The organism is Embleya hyalina (assembly GCF_003967355.1).
Taxonomy (GTDB): domain Bacteria; phylum Actinomycetota; class Actinomycetes; order Streptomycetales; family Streptomycetaceae; genus Embleya; species Embleya hyalina.
Genome location: NZ_BIFH01000026.1, coordinates 170377 through 189038, shown reverse-complemented (window position 1 = coordinate 189038; position 18662 = coordinate 170377). Strand labels below are relative to the sequence as shown.

Sequence of the window (18662 nt, the reverse complement as noted above, 5' to 3'; positions counted from 1 at the left end):
GGGAAGGCAGAACTCATGGATTCCGCCACCCTGGCCGTACCCGGGGCCGAGTTGTACTACCAGGTGCACGGGTCGGGCCCCGTACTGCTGTTGATCAGCGGCGGCAACGCCGACACCGGTCTGTACACGACCCTGGCCGAACGACTCGCGGCCCATCACACCGTCGTCACCTACGACCGGCGCGGCAACTCGCACAGCCGGCTCACCGAACCGCCCACCGAACAGCGGATCGAGGAGCACGCCGACGACGCGCACCGCCTCCTGGCCGCCCTCACCGACGAACCGGCGACCGTGTTCGGCAACGGGACCGGAGCCACGATCGGGCTCGACCTGCTGGCCCGACACCCCGGACAGGTCCGCCTGTTGGTCGCCCACGAGCCGTTCCTGCCCGGCGTGCTGCCCGACGCGAAGTATTGGCGCGAGACCTTCGACGAGATCCACGACCTCTTCCTGCGCAGCGGACGGGAGGCCGCGACGGAGGAGTTGATCCGGCTGTTCGACGTGTCCGTCCCGACCGTGGAACCGGCCGAACTGTCCGACCCGGCGCGCGAGATGCTCGACCGGGTGTTCGCCAACGTGGACTTCAACCTGGCCTACGAAATACGCTCCTTCAGCCGATACGAACCCGACCTCGCCGCACTGCGCGGCGCGCCGCTGAGCCTGGTGGCCGGCGACGAGGGAGCACACACCCCGCTGTATCGCACCGCCGCGGTGCTCGCCGAGCGCCTGGATCTCTCACTCACCGAATTCCCGGCCGACCACGTGGGCCACATCATGCGGCCGGACGAATTCGCGGACGCGTTGTTCGAGGTGTTGGACGTGGCGTAGCGGGCGGGCTCGGGCGGGGGCCGCACGGTCCGCCCCCGCCCGGGCGCCCGGTTACGCCTCCGTGGGGTCCTCCGTTACGGTCAGCACCGCCTTGCCGCCGAGTTTGCGGTCGGTCAGCAGGGCGGCGGCCTCGGCGATGCGGGTCCACGAGCCGCGCCAGGCGATCTGTGGGTCGAGGTCGCCGCGCGCGGTTCGGGCGGCGAGCCAGGTGAGGTCGGCGTCCACGCCCGCGAGGTCGTCGAGCAGGAAGTAGGTGACGATCGAGCGGTTGTGCCGGCCCGCGTCGCCGAACAGCGCGCCGAACGCGAAATGCTCACCCACGCCCGTGGAATGACCGAGGGCGACGAGCGTGCCGCCGGGGGCCAACAGGTCGTACGCGGCGGTCAGATGCGGCCCGCCGACGTTGTCCAGCACGCCGTACACAGGGGCCGTTCGGTACGGGAGGCCGTCGGTCAGCACCTCGGTCGCGCCCAGCGCTCGCAGTTCGTCGACCCGGGCCGGATCCCCGGTGGCCGCGATCACCTCGGCGCCGCCGCGCGCGGCCAGTTGTACGGCGAACCGGCCCACCCCGCCGCCCGCGCCGGTGATCAGCACGCGCCGACCCAGGATCGGGCCGATGCGACGCAGGACGCGCAGGGCGGACAGGGCCGCCACGGGCAGCGCCGCGGCCGACGCCATGGGCATTCCGGCGGGCAGCGTGCCCAGCAGCCGGGTCGGGACGGCACGCAGTTCGGCCCAGGCGCCGTCTCCGCCGAGCGTGGTCACGGGCGTGCCCACCGCGGGGCCCGACCCGTCCGCGGCGGCCCGCTCCACGACGCCGGCCGCGTCCCAGCCGGGGATCGTGCCGGTCGCCCCGGACGGCACCGCGAAGTGCGCCTCACCCGCGTTGATCGAGATCGCCCGGACCCGGACCAGCACCTCGTCCGGCGCGGGTACGGGGTCGGGCACCTCGGCGAGGGTGAGATGGGACGCGACGGCGTGGTCGATGACAAGGGCACGCATGGTGGCTCCGGGGCTGGTGCGGGCTGGGCCGCCGAGCCCGACCGACGGGCTCGGCGCGGCTCACTTTGCCACTGAGTGGCATTTGCGCACAAGAGGCTTTGGCGACCGATGGGCGGATGAGGATAGGGTGGGGATCATGACCACCGAACTGCCGCTGCGGGAACGCAAGAAGCTGCGCACACGGCAGGCGTTGGCCGCGGCGGCCCTGGAGTTGTTCACGACCAAGGGCTTCGACGCGACGACCCTCGACGAGATCGTCGGCGCGGTGGAGGTCTCCAAGCGCACGTTCTTCCGCACCTTCGCGTCCAAGGAGGACGTGGCCCTCGCGCCCGAGCGCGAGCTGTGGACCGCCTATCTCGTCGACCTGGGCGAACGCCCGTTGGCGGGACCCGTCCTGACGATTTATCAGGACGCCCTCACGGAGACCCTCGACGCCATGCCGGCGGACTGGGCGGATCGCTTCGCCGCCAGTCGTCGGATCGCCGACGCCACCCCCGCGCTGAACGCGCTCAGCCTGCGGTTCTGCGCGGACACCACCGATGCGGTGGTGGATACGCTCGCCGACCGGCTCGGTCCGGACGCGCCGGACCGGATCCTGTTGCATCTGCCGCTCGACACGATGCTCGCGGCGTGGCACTGGGCACAGCGCGAGTGGACCGCGCGGGGTGCCGGGCCGGGGTTGGCCGGGCATCTGGAGCGGGCCTTCGCGGCGATCCCGGCGAGTCTGGAACTGGCGATCCCGACGACCTCGGCCTGAACCCGGCGCGATCGTCGGCGCCACCCACCCCCCGGCCGGGGCGCGCGTCGGCGGCCGGGCCGGGGCGAGGGGATCCGCAGGTCAGGCCGTGGCGCCGCCGTCGAGGACCAGGTCGGTGCCCACCGCGAAGCCCGCCTCGTCCGAGGCCAGATACAGCACGGCGGCGGCGAGTTCGGCGAGGTCGCCGACCCGGCCGGACGGGTTCTGCGCCTTCATCCGGTCCGACCGCTCGGCCTCGGTCTCGCCGCTGCGCAGCGACATCGTGGTGGCCAGCGGGCCGGGGCTGACCGCGTTGATCCGGACGCCGTCGCCGATGTGGTCCAGGGCGGCGTTGCGGGTGAGCGCGCTGACCGCGGCCTTCGAGGTGACGTAGGCGCCGAGGTCGGCCAGCCGGCCGTGCGCGCCGAGGTTGGACGCGATGTTGACGATCGCGCCGCCGTTGGCCCGCATGTGGCCGATCTCGTGCTTCATGGACAACCACGTGCCGGTGACGTTGATGTCCAGGGTGGCCCGGAAGTCGGCTTCGTCGAGGTCGGCGAGCGGGCCCACGCCGACGATCGCGCCGGCGTTGTTGACCGCGACGTCGAGGCCGCCGAAGAGTTCGACGGTGCGGGCGACGAGCGCGGCGACGCTCGCCGAGTCGGTCACGTCGGCGGTGACGGCCGCGCCGCGCCCGCCGTCGGCCTCGATCAGCCGGACGGTCTCCGCCAGCGGCGCCGCGCCGCGGCCGGCGACCACGACCGCAGCACCCTCACGGGCGAAGGCGAGCGCGATCGCCCGGCCGGCACCCGAGCCGGCGCCGGTGACGAGGACGGTCTTGGCGGTGAAACGTGCGGACATGGTGGTGTCTCCCGAGGTGTGTGGTGGTGCGGTGACGGTGGGTTGGCGGAGATGGTCGGTTCGGTGGTGCGTCACGGGGCGTGCTCGCGGCTTCGGGTCGGCTCGCCGCCCCGGTCCCGGTCCGGACCCCCGTCCCGGACCAGGACCGCCGCCGTCACCGCGGTCAGCAGGAAGACGACTCCGGCGGTGCCGAAGGCCCAGGCGTAGCCGCGGATCGGGTCGGTCCGCGTGGCGGCCACCGACATCAGCGCGGCCAGGCCGACGGTGGGGCCGAGTTCCATCGCGGTGTTGAGGACGCCGCCGGCCAGGCCCGCCCGATGGGCGGGGACGTCCCCGGTGGTCAGCACGGCGGTGCCCGCGAAGACGAGGGCGGCGCCGATCGGGAGCAGCACCAGGCCGGGCAACAGGTCGACGGCGTAGCGGCTCGGGTGGTCGATCCGGGCGAGCAGGAGCAGCCCGGCGGCGCCCACGACCAGCCCGGCCACGGTGGCGCGGACCGGACCGTACCGCCCGATCAGCGGCCCGGCCGCCCGGCCGGCCCCGATCAGGGCGAGGGTGAACGGGACGAACGCGCCGGCCGTCGCGAGCGGCGACCAGTCGTGCTCCTGCCGGAGGTAGAGCGAGATCAGGAAACTGATCGAACCCGTGCCGGTGGCCGCGAGCAACACCCCGACCAGGCCGAGGATCCGACGCCGATCGCGGACGAAGCCCGGGGGCAGCAGCGGGTCGGCCACCCGGCGCTCGACGGTCGGGAACGCGGCGAGCAGGACCACGCCGGCGCCGAGCGGGAGCAGGACGACGGTCGACGTCCAGGCGTGGTCGCCGGTGACGGTCAGCCCGTAGCCCGCGAGCGTGATGCCGATCGTGGCCAGGATCGCGCCGAGCGGATCGAGGCCGGGGCGGCGTCGCGACGCCGGCACGGACGCGCGGGGCAGTCGCGAGGGCGCGAGCAGCAGGGCGAGCGCGGCGACGGCGACCGGTACGGCGAACATCCAGCGCCAGGACACCCACGTGGTGAGCACGCCCGAGGCCAGATTGCCGGTGGCGGCGCCCAGTACGGACAGGCCGCCCCAGGTCGCCATCGCCCGCCGGTACGCGCCCGGTTCGGGATGTACCGCGCGCAGCACGGCCATCGCGGCGGGCGCGGTGAGCGCCGCCCCGAGCCCCTGCCCGAAGCGCACCGCGACCAGCACCGCGAAACCCGGCGCGAACGCGGCGACCGCCGAGGTCAGACCGAAGACGACCAGACCCGCGGTGAACATCGGGCGCCCGCCGTAGCGGTCCGCGAGCCGCCCGCCGAACAGCAACAACCCGCTGAACGGCAGCCCGTACGCGGCGCTGAGCAACACCAGATCGGCCGCACCGAGACCGAACTCGCGGCCGATGTCGGGCAGCGGCACGCCGATGACGGTGATCGTGAAGATCAGCGTGGCCTGCACGGTGCCGAGCAGCGCGAAGGCCCCGGCGCCCGAGGCCCCGCCGCCGCGCGTGTGGTCGGGTTCCGTGCCGATCCCGATGCTCGTCATGTCGATTCCCCCTCACCGCCGACAGTCTTTTCGGATCGATCGTTCTTGATTTAGGGCATGGTCCAGGACATGTCGCGGTGCGTGCCGAAGGCATGACGGCGGGCGGTCCCCGCCCGGATCAGACCAGCAGACTCAGTGCCTGCCGTGTCGCGTCGCGCAGGCGGTGCGAGTCGGGGCCGGCCTTGCCGACCACGCGCATCCCCTGGAGAACCACCAGCAGGAAGCGGGCCAGGGCCTGCGGATCCCGGTCCGGGCCGAGTTCGCCCTGGGCCCTGGCCCGGGTGAGCGCGAGGGTCAGATTGGTCTCCATCTGACTCCAGCCGTACTCGACGATCCGCGCCGCGCCCGCGTCGTGCGCGGCCAGCTCGGCGGCGGTGTTGGTCAGGAAACAGCCGCGCAGCCGGGTCGGCTCCTCGGACGCCTGACGGGCGAACCGCTCGACCAGCGCCCGTACGGCCGGCAGTACCGGACCGGGCTGGGACAACTCCTCGAACAGCTCGGGGTTGCGCGCCTCGCGGTAGCGGTCGAGCGCCGCGAGGTAGAGGTCGTGTTTGTTGCCGAACGTCGCGTAGATGCTCGCCCGGGCGATGCCGAGGCGCGCCACGAGGTCCGCCATGGAGGTCGCCTCGTAGCCGCGCTCCCAGAACAGTTCGAGCGCGGACTGCAGGGCGGCGTCGGGGTCGAATTCCTTGGTCCTGGCCACGGGTGTGACTCTAGGGCATTCGAGAATGCTCGGTCAAGAAAGATCGACGCGACGGAGCGGGGAGGCAGGGCGACGGGATTGCGGCAAGCCTTCGTCCGCATTCGCTTCTAGTCTGCGGGCATGGAGATCACCACGCTCAGCGTCCGTCGGCTCAACCGCGCCCTGCTCGAACGCCAGTTGCTGGCGCGGCGGCATTCGATCTCGGCCGAGGCGGCGATCACCCACCTGGTCGGCATGCAGGCGCAGGCCCCGCATCCGCCCTACGTCGGACTGTGGACCCGGCTCGCCGAGTTCGGGCCCGCCGACCTGGCCGACGCGCTGACCGATCGTCGGGTGGTCCGGATCGGTCTGATGCGCGGCACGGTGCACCTCGTGACGGCCGCGGACTGCCTCGCACTGCGGCCGGTGGTGCAACCGATCTACGACGCGGACCTGTACCGGAACTCCACGCACGGGCTGGGCGAGTCCACCGTGGACGTCGGGAAACTCGTCGCCGCCGGCCGCGAGTTGCTGGTCGAGCGGGCACTCACCGCCAAGGAACTCGGGCTCGCGCTCGCCGAACGGTTCCCCGGCGAGAACCCGGGGGCGCTGGCGCACGCGCTGCGCGGGCAGGCGGCGTTGGTCCAGGTGCCGCCGCGTGCCCTGTGGGGGCGCAGCGGGCAGTCCGCGTGCACCACCGCCGAACACTGGCTCGGCCGCCCGCTCGGTACGGACACCGCGCCCGACGCGATGGTGCTGCGCTACCTGGCGGCGTTCGGCCCGGCCACCGTCGCCGACGTGCAGGCCTGGTCCGGCCTCGGCCGGTTGCGCGAGGTGGTCGAGCGGCTGCGGCCGAACCTGGTGGTCCGTCGCGACGAGGCGGGCCGGGAGTTGTACGACCTCCCCGACGCGCCGCTGCCGGCCGAGGACACGCCCGCGCCGCCGCGTTTGTTGCCGGAGTTCGACAACGTGTCGCTGTCCCACGCGGAACGTTCGCGGATCATCGGCGAGTCGGACCGCAAGCGGCTGTTCACGGTCAACGGCATCGTCCGCGCCACGTTCCTGGTGGACGGTTTCGTCGCGGGGATGTGGCGGCTCACCCGGGGCGGCAAGCCGGTGACGGCCGGCTCGGCCGCCGCCGGCGCCGCCTCGGCAACGCCGCTGGTCCTCGAGCTGCAACCGTTCCGGCCGATCGACGCCCCCTCGCGCGAGGCGCTGGAGGCGGAGGCGGCCCGGTTGCTCGCGTTCGTCACACCGCACCCGTCCGAGGTGCGCTTCGGGTGAGCCCGGCCCGCAACTCGTGGGCCAGGTCGCGGCCGGCCGGTCGGCGACCGGGGACGTGCAACAGCCGGGCGGTGTCGGCCAGGAGGCGGGTGATCCGGGCCGACGAGACGCCGGATCGGGCCGGCAACACGCGCGTGGTCAGCAGGTCGGCGGCGTCGGACCAGGCGCGGGTACGGGCGAAGGCGTGCAGCAGGTAGGCGTGGTCGTTGTGCGCGGTGCGGCTGCCGGGGATCCGCCCCGCGGCGGCCTGCTCGAACAGGGGGATCGCGCGGGTCCAGTCCCCGTTGTCGGCGTGCACCATCGCGTGGTGCCAGGTGATCTCGGCGGCGTCCAGCCACCACGTCCAGGCCGGATCGCGGGTGCCGGGGCCCTGGAGATGCCGGCCGTACGTCTCGGCGATCAGTCGACGGGCCGCGGCGTGCTCGCCGTACTGGTTGACCGCGCGGGCCCGGCGCAGCACGAACAACGTGCGCACGCCGGGGGGCAGTTCGTCCCGCAACACGTCGTCGCAGATGCGCAGCGCCACGTCGGGCCGGCGCAGGTGGACGGCCTGCATGGCGAGCTGGGACAGCGCGAAGTGCTCGGCGGAGCGATCGCCCGCCAGACGCGCGGTCCGTACCGCCCGCGTGGTGAGCCGCCGGGCGAGCGGGTGCCGGTCGGCGTCGTAGGCCAGCCACCCGGCGAGCTGATCCGCCTCCGCCACGGCGGCGAGCCGGTCCCGGGACGGGGCCGCGCCCGGGACGGCCCGCCCCGCCGCGTCGGCCGCGCGGACGGCCGGCCCCAGCAGTTCGCCGGCGCCGAACCGGGTGTCCAGGGCGACCAGTCGCGCGGTGTGCTCCCGCAACCGCCACGCCTCGGCGGCGTCCTCCCGCCGTCCCCGCCCCACCGGCCCGAAGCGTGCGCCGGGCAGGCCCGGTTCCACCTCGGCCCGGTGCCCGGCGGGGTGTTCCCGATCCACGCGCCCGTGCTCCGTCGACCTCTCCCGCCCGCGATCCGCCCACCGTGACCCCACGACCCTACGGCGCACACGGCGGACGGCGCTGCCACGGGTGCCTACATCAGTCCGACCACCCGGGGCGGGACGAACAGGTGGAAGGCCCGATGCTCCGCGGCCACCATCGCGGCGGCGCCGCCCGGATGGTGCGGTTCGGGACCGGCGTCCAGGATGCGATGATGCCAGGCGCAACGTTCGCAGCCCGGAGTCCAGTCCGGCAGATGCTCGCGGTGGCCCGTGACCAGGTGCCGGGCCAGGCGGATCCGGGATCCGATCATGCTGTCCAGCGGGTCGTGATCGACGCCGCGATCGCCGCTCCGGCGCCGCTCGTCGGTCTCCTCCTGGACCCGTTTCATCCGGTGGTACAGGCGCACACACTCCGGGCAACCCCACATCCACGGCGGGGGTACCGGCCATTGGTTCTCGGGTCTGCCGTCGTCGGCGGTCATGTTCGTCACGGTAGTGGCGGGCCCGGGCGGGTACCAGAGTGTGACGGCGCCGCGACCAAGCGGTACGCCGATCGTGTTCGGGTCAGCCCGCCGCGAGTTCGATGCTCTCGCCGTCGGCCGGGCGTCGCACGGAGCGGCTGTCGGTGCCCGCGAGTTGGCCCAGCAGGCGCTCGGTCATGGCCAGCCCGGTGTCGTTGAACACGCCGTCGTGGATCAGCAGGGCCCGGGCGGGATCCACCTCCCGGATGAAGTCGGCCGCGTCGCCGAGCGCGAGCCAGGGGCCGCCTGCCGGGACCAGGAGGGTGGGCGTGGTCTCCTCCGGAACGGTGAGCGCGTCGCCCGGGTGGAAGACCTCGCCCGCGATCAGGAAGCCGACGTTGTCGATGACCTCGATGTCGCGGTGGATCACCGCGTGCCGCTCGCCGTACACGTGCACCGACACGCCCCCCGCGCCGCCGATCTCGAAGGTGTCGCCGTGGGTGACCGCGTGGATGCGGCCGGCCAGGTCGGGGAACTGCGCGGCCACGGCCGGGTTGGTCCACACCTCCAGATCCGGGTTCGCCGCCGCGGCGGCCCGTAGCGTTTCGGGCACCACGTGGTCGAAGTGCTCGTGGGTGATCAGTACGACGTCCGCGCCGGCCATCGCGTCGGGGTCGCTGAGCGCCCCCGGGTCGATCACGACGGTGCCGTGCGGCGTGGTCAGACGTACACACGCGTGACCGAGTTTGGTGAATCGCATGGCTCTGCTCTCCCGGGTCGGTGGGTCTGCCGCGGGTCGCGCGGTCGGTGCCGCGATACGTCCCCGACGCTTCGTGCCGCGGCCCTCGTCGATCATGCCAAGTGCGGCGCCCTCGTGCGGCGGGAAGGGTGGCCCGGCTGCGAGAGAATCGATCCATGTACGACGATCAGGATCAGCAGGAAGCCCCCGAGTCGATCCCGGTGGGGCGGGCGACCGATCTCGGCGCGGCGTTGCTGATGCCCGACATCGACCGGCCCCGCGCGTGGTTGCTCACACTGAACGATTCGCCGCAGTCGTACGTGGATCTCGACCGACCCGAGCACCTGGAATTCGAGTACACCCGACGGCTCGGGCACGTCGTCGACCTCGCCGCCGCGCCGGGCGAGTCGCTCGCCGCACTGCACCTGGGCGGCGGCGGATTGACGCTGCCCCGCTACATCGCGGCCACCCGGCCCGGCTCGTCGCAGACGGTCGCCGAACTCGACGGCGAACTGGTCGCCCTGGTCCTGGAACACCTGCCGCTGCCGGTCGGGGCGGCGGTGGACGTGCGTACGGGCGACGCCCGCGAGGAGTTGACCGCGCGCCCCGACGACTCGGCCGATCTGATCATCGCCGACGTGTTCGGCGGCGCGCAGGTGCCGGCGCACCTGACCTCGCGGGAGTTCGCCGTCGAGGTGGCCAGGGTGCTGCGGCAGGGCGGGGTGTACGCGGCCAACATCGCCGACGGCGGCGACCTCGACTTCGCCCGGGCGCAAGTGGCCACCCTGCGCTCGGTGTTCCCCGAGGTGGCGCTGATGGCCGAGCCGGGTGTGCTGCGCGGCAGGCGCTTCGGCAACCTCGTCGTGGTCGCGTCCACGGCGCCGCTGCCGGTGTCCTCGCTGGCCCGGCGGACCGCGGGCGACGAGATGCCGGCCCGGGTGTTGTCCGGCATCGAGGCGCGGGTGTTCTCGCGGGACGGGGCGCCGGTCACCGACGAGACGGCCACGGCGTCGCCGGCGCCGCCCGGGGGGACGTTCCGGATCGGGTGAGGGTTCGGTTCGTGCGTCGGCGCGGGGGGTGATCAGGCCCAGAAGGCGTCCGTCGCCGCCGGGTCCTCCACACATTCGTCGAGGTCGGTGACCTTGTCGCCGACGACGCGGAAGACGATGCCGCCGACCTGGTCGAGCGACTTGCCCGCGTGTCGGGCGGTGGCCCGGTGTACGGACATCACGTGGCCCCGGCCGTCCACGAAGAGGTGTCGCAGCTCGACCCGGAAGGTGCCCTCGCTCACGGTGGCGAGGCGTCCGTAGTAGCCGAGGACCGCGTCGATGCCCTTGAAGTCGCCGGACAGAGGGTGGTTGCCCGGGACGTGGTGCGTGCAGTCGGCGGTCAGCAGGGTGCGGAGGGTGTCCGGATCGCCGGCGGAGAAGGCTTCGTAGCCTCGGCGGACGAGTGCGGCGTGTGCGTGCTCAGCCATGACGTTTCGCCACCTTTCATGACAAACCGGGATGAATGGCTGATTCCTCCACCCTGTCACTCGGGCGGCCTCGGGTCCAGGTCGGCGCGGTTCAGGGGCGGAAGGCTCGGCGGTAGTCCGCGGGGGACGTGCCGAGGCGGGCGGCGAAGTGGTGGCGGAGGTTGGCGGCGGTGCCGAGGCCGCTGCATTCGCCGACTTGTTCGATCGGGAGGTCGGTGGTCTCCAGGAGGGACTGGGCGCGGGCGAGGCGTTGGGTGAGCAGCCATTGCAGCGGGGTGGTGCCGGTGGCGGCCTGGAGTCGGCGGAAGAAGGTGCGGGGGCTCATCCGGGCCCGGCGGGCGAGGTCGTCGACGGTGAGCGGACGGTCGAGGTGCCTGCCGGCCCAGTGCAGCACCGGGGCCAGGCCCTCGTCGTCGGTCGCCGGGACGGACAGGTCCACGAACTGGGCCTGGCCGCCCGGGCGGTGCGCCTGGACCACCAGGCGGCGGGCGAGCTGGTTGGCGATGTGCGCGCCCAGGTCGGTGCGCACGATGTGCAGGCACAGGTCGAGGCCGGCGGTCATTCCGGCGCTGGTCAGCACCGAGCCGTCGTCCACGTACAGGACGCTGTCGTCGACGGTGACGTTCGGGTGACGCCGGGCCAGTTGCTCGGTGTGCGCCCAGTGTGCGGTGGCCCGGCGGCCGTCCAGGATGCCGGCGGCGGCGAGCGCGAAGGCGCCGGTGCACAGCGAGACCATGCGCGCGCCGGCGTCGGCGGCGGCCCGCAGTGCGGTCAGGAACGGGGCGGGCAGGTCGACGTCGTGGTCGACGCACTCCTGCGGGACGGCCGCCACGATCACGGTGTCCGCGCCGGCCAGGGCGTCCCAGCCGTGGGGTGTGCGGATGCCGAAGGAGAAGCCGGCCGATCCGGGTGCGGTCGTCGATGCCTCGGGCCCGGGCTCGGGGCGTTCCGCGCAGACGCGGAAGTCGTACCAGGTGTCCGTGAGTTCCGGCTGGGGGGTGCCGAACACGGCGCAGGCGATCGCGAGTTCGTAGGCGTCCCAGATCGGGATGGCGGCGTCGTCGACCACCGCGACGGCCACGGATCCCGGCCCCGATCCCCGGTTCGCGGAGCGGGCGGGTGTCGGCGGGCGCTCGTCGTCCATGACGGGACATCCTAGTCCGTCGGCGGCAGGAATTTTGCGGTGAGAGGCATTCCTGCCACTGTCGGCGCGGTTTCGGCGCTGCGAGGGTGGTCCGGGTCGGGCGAACGGGCGGCGGATCAGGGCCGACGCGGGCGTGATGAACGACCGGGCGACCGACGACCGACGCACGACGTCGAACGACGAACGACATCGACCCACCGACGAAGCACGAAGGACGAAGGACGAACATGAACCACGAAGCCGTGACGGTCATCGGGATGGGATCGATGGGCCGGGCGCTCGCCGAGGCGTTCCGCGCGGCCGGGCACCCCACCACGGTGTGGAACCGCTCCCCGGCGAAGGCCGCCGCCCTGGTCGCGCGGGGAGCGGTCCGGGCCGAGACCGTGGCCGACGCGATCGCGGCGAGCCCGCTGATCGTGGTCTGCGTGCTCGACTACGACGCGATGTACGCGACCCTGGCCGCCGACGAGGCCGCGCTCGCGGGCCGGACCGTGGTCAACCTCGGCTCCGGCTCGCCCGAACAGGCCCGCGAGGCCGCCGTATGGGCGGCCCGGCTCGGCGCCGCCTACGTCGACGGCGCGATCATGTCCACGCCGCCCGGGATCGGCCGGCCGGAGTCGATGCTGCTGTACAGCGGCGACGCCGCCGCGTTCGCCCGGCACGTCGGCACGCTCCGGGCCCTCGGCGACCCGCTCGACCTGGGGCCGGACGCGGGCGTGGCGAGCCTGTACGACACCGCCCTGCTCGGCGTGATGTGGGCGACCCTGACCGGCTGGCTGCACGGTTCGGCCGTGGTCGGCGCCGACGGGGTCCGGGCCGCCGACTTCACGCCGATCGCCAACCGCTGGCTGGCACACGCGGTGACAGGCTTCATCGGGCACTACGCCGCCCAGGTGGACGCCGGCGCCTACCCCGGCGACGACGCCACGCTGGACGTGCACCTGGCCACGATGGACCACCTGGTCCACGCGAGCCGGGACCGCGGCGTCGACACGGCGCTGCCGGAGTTGTACCGCGCCTACACCGAGCGGGCGATCGCGGCCGGGCACGGCGCGGACGGGTACGCGCGCGTGATCGAAGGGCTGCGCGCGTGAGCCCCGGGACGGCGCCGGCCATGGCCCCCGCGCCGCCCGGCGCGCAGCACGGGGCGCCCGCCACCGAGGCGCCCACGTGGTCCGACGCGGTCACCGGGACCACCGCGACCTGCCTCGACGTACTGGCCCGAGCGGCGGCGACCACACCCACCGCCGACCCGGCCGCCTGGCACCGCCTCGCGGACGAGCAGCGCTCGTCCCGACAACTGCTCGACCACCTCGCGCTCGGCCTGGTCGGCTATACCGGCCTGTTGATCGCCCGCCCGACCGATCGCTACATCACGCTGTTCGCGTCGCTCGACCCGCGGGCGCCGATCGACGCGTGCCTGGACGGACTGCGGATCGCCGGCACCCTGCTCGCCGCGACGGTGCGGGACGCCCCGCCCGAGGTGCGCGCGTGGCATCCGTGGGGGCACGCGGATCGCACCGGCTTCGCCGCGATGGGCGTGGTCGAACTGCTGATGCACACGCACGACATCACCCGGGCGCTCGGGATCGCCTGGACGCCCCCGGACGACCTCGCCGGCCCCGCGCTGACCCGGTTGTTCCCGGACGCCCCGCCGGGCGCGGCGCCGGCGGCGACCCTGCTGTGGTGTACGGGCCGGGGCGAACTGCCGGGCAGGCCAAGGGTGTCGGCCGGCGCCTGGAGTTGGGACGGCCGCGTGCGTTGAGCCGCCCGCCGGACGCGTGCGCGGTCGGCGCTTCGATCCGCCCGCGACGCCCCGTGCCCTCCCGGTCCGGGTGGGCGCGGGGCGCCCGTCGGCTCAGACCTCGGCGGGTGTCTCGTTGTAGACGCCCGCGTAGTCCTGCCCCGACAACTTCTGGATCGCTTCCATGATCTCGTCGGTGATCTCGCGCCGGGCCCGGGCCACGTCGGTTCGCCCGTAGTGGCGGGAGAAGTCGAGCGGTTCGCCGAAACGGGCGAGCACGCGCGGGGACAGCTTGGGGATGTTCGAGCCGATCGGCTGGACCAGGTCGGTGCCGATGATCCCGACCGGGACGACCGGGCACCGCGCGGCCAGAGCCAGCCACGCGACGCCGGTCCGGCCCCGGTACAGCCGGCCGTCGCGCGAGCGGGTGCCCTCGGGGTAGATGCCGAACGCGTCGCCGCGTTCGAGCACCGAAAGGGCCGTCTCCAGCGCGGCCTTCGCCGCGCTGTGCGTACCGCGGGGCACGGGGACGGCACCGATGCCGGTGAAGAAGGCCTTGCTGACCCGGCCCTTGAGCCCGGGGCCGTCGAAGTATTCGGCCTTGGCGAGGAACGACACCTTGCGTGGCATCACCACGGGGATCGCGACGCTGTCAACGAACGACAGGTGGTTGCTGGCGATGATGACCGGGCCGGTCATCGGTACATTCTCGCGGCCCTCGGTGCGCGGGCGGTAGATCGCCTTCGCGGTGGGCGCCACGACGCCATGCATGAACTTGTCGATCAGCACGGATCCCCCGTGGGAGTGGTGAGGTCTGAAAACACGCGCCACCTTATCGAGTCCGCGGCACCCCCCACGACGTGTGTACCCACCTGTGCTGTTGACACTGGGTCGGCTGGTGATCACGGTACGGGTGGTGGCACTTCCCACCGCGGATTTTGCCGAACGACGGAGCCGGCGGACCGGCGGGCCCGCCGGCCGGGTGCCGATTCACACCCGGCGGGCGAGCGATTCGAGGAGGAGGTCGAGGACGTCCTCGAAGGGGCTGCCCGACATCCCCGCCCCCAGATGCGGACGTACCGCGCCGATGGCCGGGTAGTCGGTGGCGGGCAACCTCCGGTACGTCTCCTCCCACGCCCGGTCGTCGGCCTCGCGCACCTCGGGGGCGAGCGCGGCATAGGACGCCTCCAGCGCCGCGTGGGCCAGCACGGTGTCGATGAACACGTGGTAGTAGCGGGCCGCGTCGGCGGGGGAGAAGCCGGCCGAGAGCAACAGGGAGACCCCCAGCTCCACCGCCCGGAACTCGTTGTGCCGCCGGGTGACCCGCGCCGCGGCGACGGTGGCCACGCGCGGATGCCGCAGATGGCCGTCCCGGACCCGCAGGCCCAGTTCGCGCAGTGACGCCACCCAGTCGGGGCCGGGTCGGTATCCGGCCAACGTCTCGCCGATCAGGAAGTCCGCGATGGCCAGGAGCAGGTCGTCGGTGCCGCGGAAGTAACGGTAGACGGCGGTCGGGTCGCACCCGAGGGCGGCGCCGAGTCTGCGGACGGTCAGGGCCTCCGCACCGTGGTGGCCGATCAGCCGTACGGCACACTCGATGATGACATCCTCGGACAAAACCACCCCGGACTTGGTCGGCCTGCGGCGCCGGCGCTCGCCCATGACGCGATCCGTCCGAGGTGGTTGCCCCGCGATGTTCGATTGTGTTTGTTTTGCCCTGTTCGATGCGTTCGTCTCGGCTGTCCGGTCCATCCGCTCCTCCGAAGCCGCGCCCACCGTGCCGGGTCCACCTTACGTCAACACCATTGACGTAATTCTGACGCAAGCTGTTTCATCGGCGTCCACCCCTCCCGCAGCTTTCGCCTCCTTGGAGCGCCGATGTCAACGAACCCGCCCCGGGACGACGGCCCACCCGCGCTGCGCAAGTCGCTCGGTGTCGTCGACGGTGTCGCGGTCGCCGCGTCCAGCACGGCCGCCACCACCAGCATCGGCGTCGGCATGGGCAGCCTGGCCGCCACCGTGGGATCGAGCACCCCGGTGATCATCCTGATCGCGTTCCTGCCCATGCTCGGTATCGCCGGCGCGTACGCCCGCCTCAACCGGGTCGAGCCCAACTGCGGCAGCGGCTATGTCTGGGTCGGCAAGTCGATCGGTCCGTGGTCCGGCTTCCTCACCGGCTGGGTCGCCCTGGCCGGGTCGATCATCTTCCTCGCCTACACCAGCGCGATCACCGGCTCGGTGCTGCTCCAGTTCGCGAACAAGGCGGGGTGGCACGAGTTCGTCGGGCTGGCCCTGGACCCGAACTCGACCAAGCTCAGCACGGTGCTGGGGCTGGTCGTACTCGTGGTGGTCACCGTGCTCGCGGTCACCGGGGTGCACCAGGCCACCCGGCTCCAGACCTTTCTGCTCGTCTTCGAGTACGGCGTGCTGCTGATCTTCTGCTGCCGGGCCGTCGCGGTCGGCGAGCAGCCGTTCTCGTTCTCCTGGTTCAACCCGTTCGAGATCGACTCCGCGACGCACTTCGCGCAGGGCCTGGTGCTCGCCGTGTTCTTCTTCTGGGGCTGGGACGCGGCCTTCAGCGTCACCGAGGAGACCAGGAACCCCGAGGACTCGGCTCGGGGCGGACTGATCGCGTTGTTCGTGATGCTCGGCATGTTCCTGCTCGGCGCGATCGCCTTCCAGCGGGTGATGACCGTGCCCGAGACGATCGAGAACGGGCCGCAGGGACTGACCTTCCTCGGCGCCCACCTCGCCGCCGATCCATGGGCGAGCCTGCCGCTGCTGGCGCTGATCTTCTCCGCCGTCGCCTCGCTCCAGTCCGGGGTCATCCCGACCGCGCGCGGCATGCTGGCGATGGGCCGGGACCGGACGCTCGGCAAGGTGTGGACGCGGATCCACCCGACCTTCGGTTCGCCCGCGATCGGCACGGTGCTGATCATGGCGATCGCCGCCGGCACCGCCGTCCTGGCGATCGGCATCCCCAAGCTCAACGACATGATCCTGGCCGCGGTCAACTCGATCGGCCTGATCGTCGCCTTCTACTACGGCCTCACCGCGATCGCGTGCGCCGTGCGCTTCGGGCCGACGCTGCGCGCCGATCCGCGCGAGGGGGTGCGCGCGGTGGTCATCCCCGCGCTCAGCGGCCTCGCGCTGCTCGGGGTCGGGGCGTACCTCTCCTACGACTATCTGACCATGAGCGACGGCTTCGAACTCAGCCCCGACAACGGCTGGTTCATGTTCTCGGTACCGACGGCGGTGATCCTCGCCGGGCTGGGCTTCGCGGCCTACGCCAAGTACGTACGCAAGTCGCCCTACTTCGAGACCGGTCGCGGCACCGACGGTGACGCGATCGAACTGCCGATGGACCGCTACGACGACGCCGCCGATTTCGACGCGTTCAAGGCCAGGGGACACGCATGAGCACCACCAACACCGTCGACATTCGTCCGGCGTCGGCCTCGGTGGCCGCCGACCTGGTCTTCACCGGTGGGCCGGTGTACGTCGTCGACGGCGCGCGCGCACGGGCCAGTTCGGTCGCCGTGCGGGACGGGCGCGTCGTCGCGGTCGGGCACGACGAGGTGCGCGAACTGATCGGGGCCGACACCGAGGTGGTGGACCTCGCCGGCCGACTGCTGATCCCCGGCTTCCAGGACGCACACGTGCATCCCGTGAGCGGCGGCATCGAGATGGGGCAGTGCGACCTGTCCCGGCACGAGACGATCGCCGACTACCGGCGGGTGATCCGCGAGTATGCCCGGGACAACCCCGAGGTCGAGTGGATCACCGGCGGCGGTTGGTCGATGGAGGCGTTCCCCGGCGGGCTGCCGCACCGGTCGATGCTCGACGACATCGTCCCCGACCGGCCGGTGTACCTGCCCAACCGCGACCACCACGGCGCCTGGGCGAACGGCCTCGCGCTGCGCCTCGCGGGCATCACCCGCGACACCGCCGATCCGGCCGACGGGCGGATCGAGCGCGACGCCGACGGCGAGCCGACCGGCGTGCTCCAGGAGGGGGCGGCGAACCTGGTCGGCCGGCTGCTGCCCCCGCTCACCGCCGAGGACCAGGTCGCCGGGCTGTTGCGGGCACAGGCGGTCCTGCACGCGCTCGGCATCACCGCGTGGCAGGACGCGCTCCTGGGCGCACACGCCAACGTCACCGACGCGAGCGCCGCGTACCTGACGGCGGTGGACCGCGGGCAACTCACCGCCCGGGTGGTCGGCGCGCTGTGGTGGGAGCGCGATCGTGGGGCCGAGCAGATCGAGGACCTGCTCGCGCGGCGTGCGGCGGGTACCCGCGGGCGGCTGTCCTGCCGGACGGTCAAGATCATGCAGGACGGGATCGCGGAGAACTTCACCGCCGCGATGCTCAGCCCGTACCTCACCTCGTGCGGCTGCGCCTCGGACAACAGCGGGATCAGCTTCATCGACCCGCGGGCACTGCGCGACCACGTCACGGCCCTGGACGCGCACGGCTTTCAGGTGCACTTCCACGCGCTGGGCGATCGCGCGGTGCGGGAGGCGCTGGACGCGGTCGCGGCGATGCGGGCGGCGAACGGCTGGAAGGACACCCGGCCGCACCTCGCCCACCTCCAAGTGGTGCACCCGGACGACATCCCGCGCTTTCGCGCACTCGGGGCGAGCGCCAACATGCAGCCGCTGTGGGCCGCGCACGAGCCGCAGATGGACACGCTGACCATTCCGTTCCTGGGCGCGGAGCGGGCCGCGTGGCAATACCCGTTCGGTGAACTGGCGCGCAGCGGCGCGACGTTGGCGGCGGGCAGCGACTGGCCGGTGTCCAGCCCCGATCCGCTGCACGGGATCCATGTGGCGGTGAACCGGCGGGTGCTGGGGTCGGACTCCCCGGAATTCCTCCCGGAGCAGCGGTTGGATCCGCACGCGGCGCTGGCGGCGTACACGGCGGGCAGCGCGTATGTGAACCACCTGGACGACACCGGGAGCATCGTGGTGGGCAACCACGCGGACCTGGTGGTGTTGGATCGGGATCCGTTCGCGGGGGCGGCGGGGGAGATCGGGCTGACGCGGGTGGCGGAGACGTTCGTGGGTGGGGAGCGGGTGTTCGGGAGGTAGGGCCGGGCCCGGTGAGGGAGGCGGCCGACGCGTGGCCGCGGACGGTGGGACCGCCGCCGGAGACGCCGGTGGGAGGCGTCGGCGGGGCCCGGTCGACAGTGGCGGGAGCCGGTGTCGCAAACCCGGT

Annotated in this window: 19 protein-coding genes; 8 read left to right on the top strand and 11 right to left on the bottom strand. The window is 72.9% G+C overall.

The features are described 5' to 3' along the window. The first annotated feature begins 15 nt into the window (after positions 1 to 15). A complete protein-coding gene (locus tag EMA17_RS28595; RefSeq protein WP_126640020.1) occupies positions 16 to 828 on the top strand; it encodes an alpha/beta fold hydrolase in 813 nt (270 codons plus the stop codon). Positions 829 to 879: 51 nt separating this feature from the next. Here EMA17_RS28595 and EMA17_RS28590 read toward each other — a convergent pair whose 3' ends face one another. Next, positions 880 to 1830, bottom strand: coding sequence for a zinc-binding dehydrogenase (locus EMA17_RS28590; protein ID WP_126640019.1), 951 nt, complete (start codon positions 1828 to 1830; stop codon positions 880 to 882). A 136-nt stretch (positions 1831 to 1966) separates the two neighbouring features. Here EMA17_RS28590 and EMA17_RS28585 point away from each other — a divergent pair, with 136 nt between their 5' ends. After that, positions 1967 to 2587 carry a TetR family transcriptional regulator gene (locus tag EMA17_RS28585; RefSeq protein ID WP_126640018.1) on the top strand — a complete coding sequence of 207 codons (621 nt, stop codon included), beginning with the start codon at positions 1967 to 1969 and terminating at the stop codon, positions 2585 to 2587. A gap of 81 nt (positions 2588 to 2668) precedes the next feature. Here the strand turns inward: EMA17_RS28585 and EMA17_RS28580 are convergent, their stop codons facing one another. The 3 genes from EMA17_RS28580 to EMA17_RS28570 form a co-directional block, all read right to left on the bottom strand. After that, positions 2669 to 3427, bottom strand: coding sequence for an SDR family NAD(P)-dependent oxidoreductase (locus EMA17_RS28580; protein WP_126640017.1), 759 nt, complete (start codon positions 3425 to 3427; stop codon positions 2669 to 2671). 71 nt (positions 3428 to 3498) lie between these two features. After that, on the bottom strand, positions 3499 to 4953 hold the full coding sequence (locus EMA17_RS28575) for an MFS transporter (RefSeq protein WP_126640016.1): 1455 nt from the start codon (positions 4951 to 4953) through the stop codon (positions 3499 to 3501). A 118-nt stretch (positions 4954 to 5071) separates the two neighbouring features. Continuing rightward, complete coding sequence (locus tag EMA17_RS28570; RefSeq protein ID WP_126640015.1) at positions 5072 to 5656, bottom strand: TetR/AcrR family transcriptional regulator; 585 nt, start codon at positions 5654 to 5656, stop codon at positions 5072 to 5074. 120 nt (positions 5657 to 5776) lie between these two features. Here EMA17_RS28570 and EMA17_RS28565 point away from each other — a divergent pair, with 120 nt between their 5' ends. Beyond that, entirely contained in the window at positions 5777 to 6919 is a 1143-nt protein-coding gene (locus tag EMA17_RS28565) for a winged helix DNA-binding domain-containing protein (RefSeq protein ID WP_126640014.1), read from the top strand. Here the strand turns inward: EMA17_RS28565 and EMA17_RS28560 are convergent. The 3 genes from EMA17_RS28560 to EMA17_RS28550 all read right to left on the bottom strand — a co-directional run bounded on the left by EMA17_RS28560 (position 6885) and on the right by EMA17_RS28550 (position 9101). Further along, positions 6885 to 7877, bottom strand: coding sequence for an NsdA family TPR-like regulatory protein (locus EMA17_RS28560; protein ID WP_218043082.1), 993 nt, complete (start codon positions 7875 to 7877; stop codon positions 6885 to 6887). The genes EMA17_RS28565 and EMA17_RS28560 overlap by 35 nt on opposite strands. A gap of 95 nt (positions 7878 to 7972) precedes the next feature. Next, positions 7973 to 8362 (bottom strand): hypothetical protein, encoded by a 390-nt coding sequence (locus tag EMA17_RS28555; protein WP_126640013.1) that lies wholly within the window; start codon positions 8360 to 8362, stop codon positions 7973 to 7975. 82 nt (positions 8363 to 8444) lie between these two features. Then, positions 8445 to 9101 (bottom strand): MBL fold metallo-hydrolase, encoded by a 657-nt coding sequence (locus EMA17_RS28550; protein ID WP_126640012.1) that lies wholly within the window; start codon positions 9099 to 9101, stop codon positions 8445 to 8447. A 155-nt stretch (positions 9102 to 9256) separates the two neighbouring features. On the opposite strand from EMA17_RS28550, the gene EMA17_RS28545 reads away from it, so the two are divergent. After that, positions 9257 to 10129, top strand: a complete 873-nt coding sequence (locus EMA17_RS28545; protein WP_126640011.1) for a spermidine synthase — start codon at positions 9257 to 9259, stop codon at positions 10127 to 10129. Between the two features lie 32 nt (positions 10130 to 10161). Here EMA17_RS28545 and EMA17_RS28540 read toward each other — a convergent pair whose 3' ends face one another. Together EMA17_RS28540 and EMA17_RS28535 are read right to left on the bottom strand one after the other, a co-directional pair. Further along, on the bottom strand, positions 10162 to 10557 hold the full coding sequence (locus EMA17_RS28540; protein ID WP_126640010.1) for a nuclear transport factor 2 family protein: 396 nt from the start codon (positions 10555 to 10557) through the stop codon (positions 10162 to 10164). 91 nt (positions 10558 to 10648) lie between these two features. Further along, positions 10649 to 11638, bottom strand: a complete 990-nt coding sequence (locus EMA17_RS28535; RefSeq protein WP_443093122.1) for a GlxA family transcriptional regulator — start codon at positions 11636 to 11638, stop codon at positions 10649 to 10651. Between the two features lie 251 nt (positions 11639 to 11889). Between EMA17_RS28535 and EMA17_RS28530 the strand changes: the two genes are divergently transcribed. Then, positions 11890 to 12795 (top strand): NAD(P)-dependent oxidoreductase, encoded by a 906-nt coding sequence (locus EMA17_RS28530; RefSeq protein WP_281290546.1) that lies wholly within the window; start codon positions 11890 to 11892, stop codon positions 12793 to 12795. Further along, positions 12792 to 13466 carry a DinB family protein gene (locus tag EMA17_RS28525; protein WP_246126951.1) on the top strand — a complete coding sequence of 225 codons (675 nt, stop codon included), beginning with the start codon at positions 12792 to 12794 and terminating at the stop codon, positions 13464 to 13466. The genes EMA17_RS28530 and EMA17_RS28525 overlap by 4 nt, the downstream gene beginning before the upstream one ends. A gap of 93 nt (positions 13467 to 13559) precedes the next feature. On the opposite strand, the gene EMA17_RS28520 is transcribed toward EMA17_RS28525, so the two are convergent. Both EMA17_RS28520 and EMA17_RS28515 read right to left on the bottom strand, forming a co-directional pair. Further along, positions 13560 to 14234 (bottom strand): lysophospholipid acyltransferase family protein, encoded by a 675-nt coding sequence (locus EMA17_RS28520; RefSeq protein ID WP_246126950.1) that lies wholly within the window; start codon positions 14232 to 14234, stop codon positions 13560 to 13562. Positions 14235 to 14435: 201 nt separating this feature from the next. After that, entirely contained in the window at positions 14436 to 15107 is a 672-nt protein-coding gene (locus EMA17_RS28515) for a TetR/AcrR family transcriptional regulator (protein WP_170222256.1), read from the bottom strand. 216 nt (positions 15108 to 15323) lie between these two features. Between EMA17_RS28515 and EMA17_RS28510 the strand changes: the two genes are divergently transcribed. Then, positions 15324 to 16865 carry an APC family permease gene (locus EMA17_RS28510; protein ID WP_126640006.1) on the top strand — a complete coding sequence of 514 codons (1542 nt, stop codon included), beginning with the start codon at positions 15324 to 15326 and terminating at the stop codon, positions 16863 to 16865. Beyond that, entirely contained in the window at positions 16862 to 18535 is a 1674-nt protein-coding gene (locus EMA17_RS28505; protein WP_126640005.1) for an amidohydrolase, read from the top strand. Before EMA17_RS28510 ends, EMA17_RS28505 begins: the two co-directional genes overlap by 4 nt. Positions 18536 to 18662: the final 127 nt, after the last annotated feature.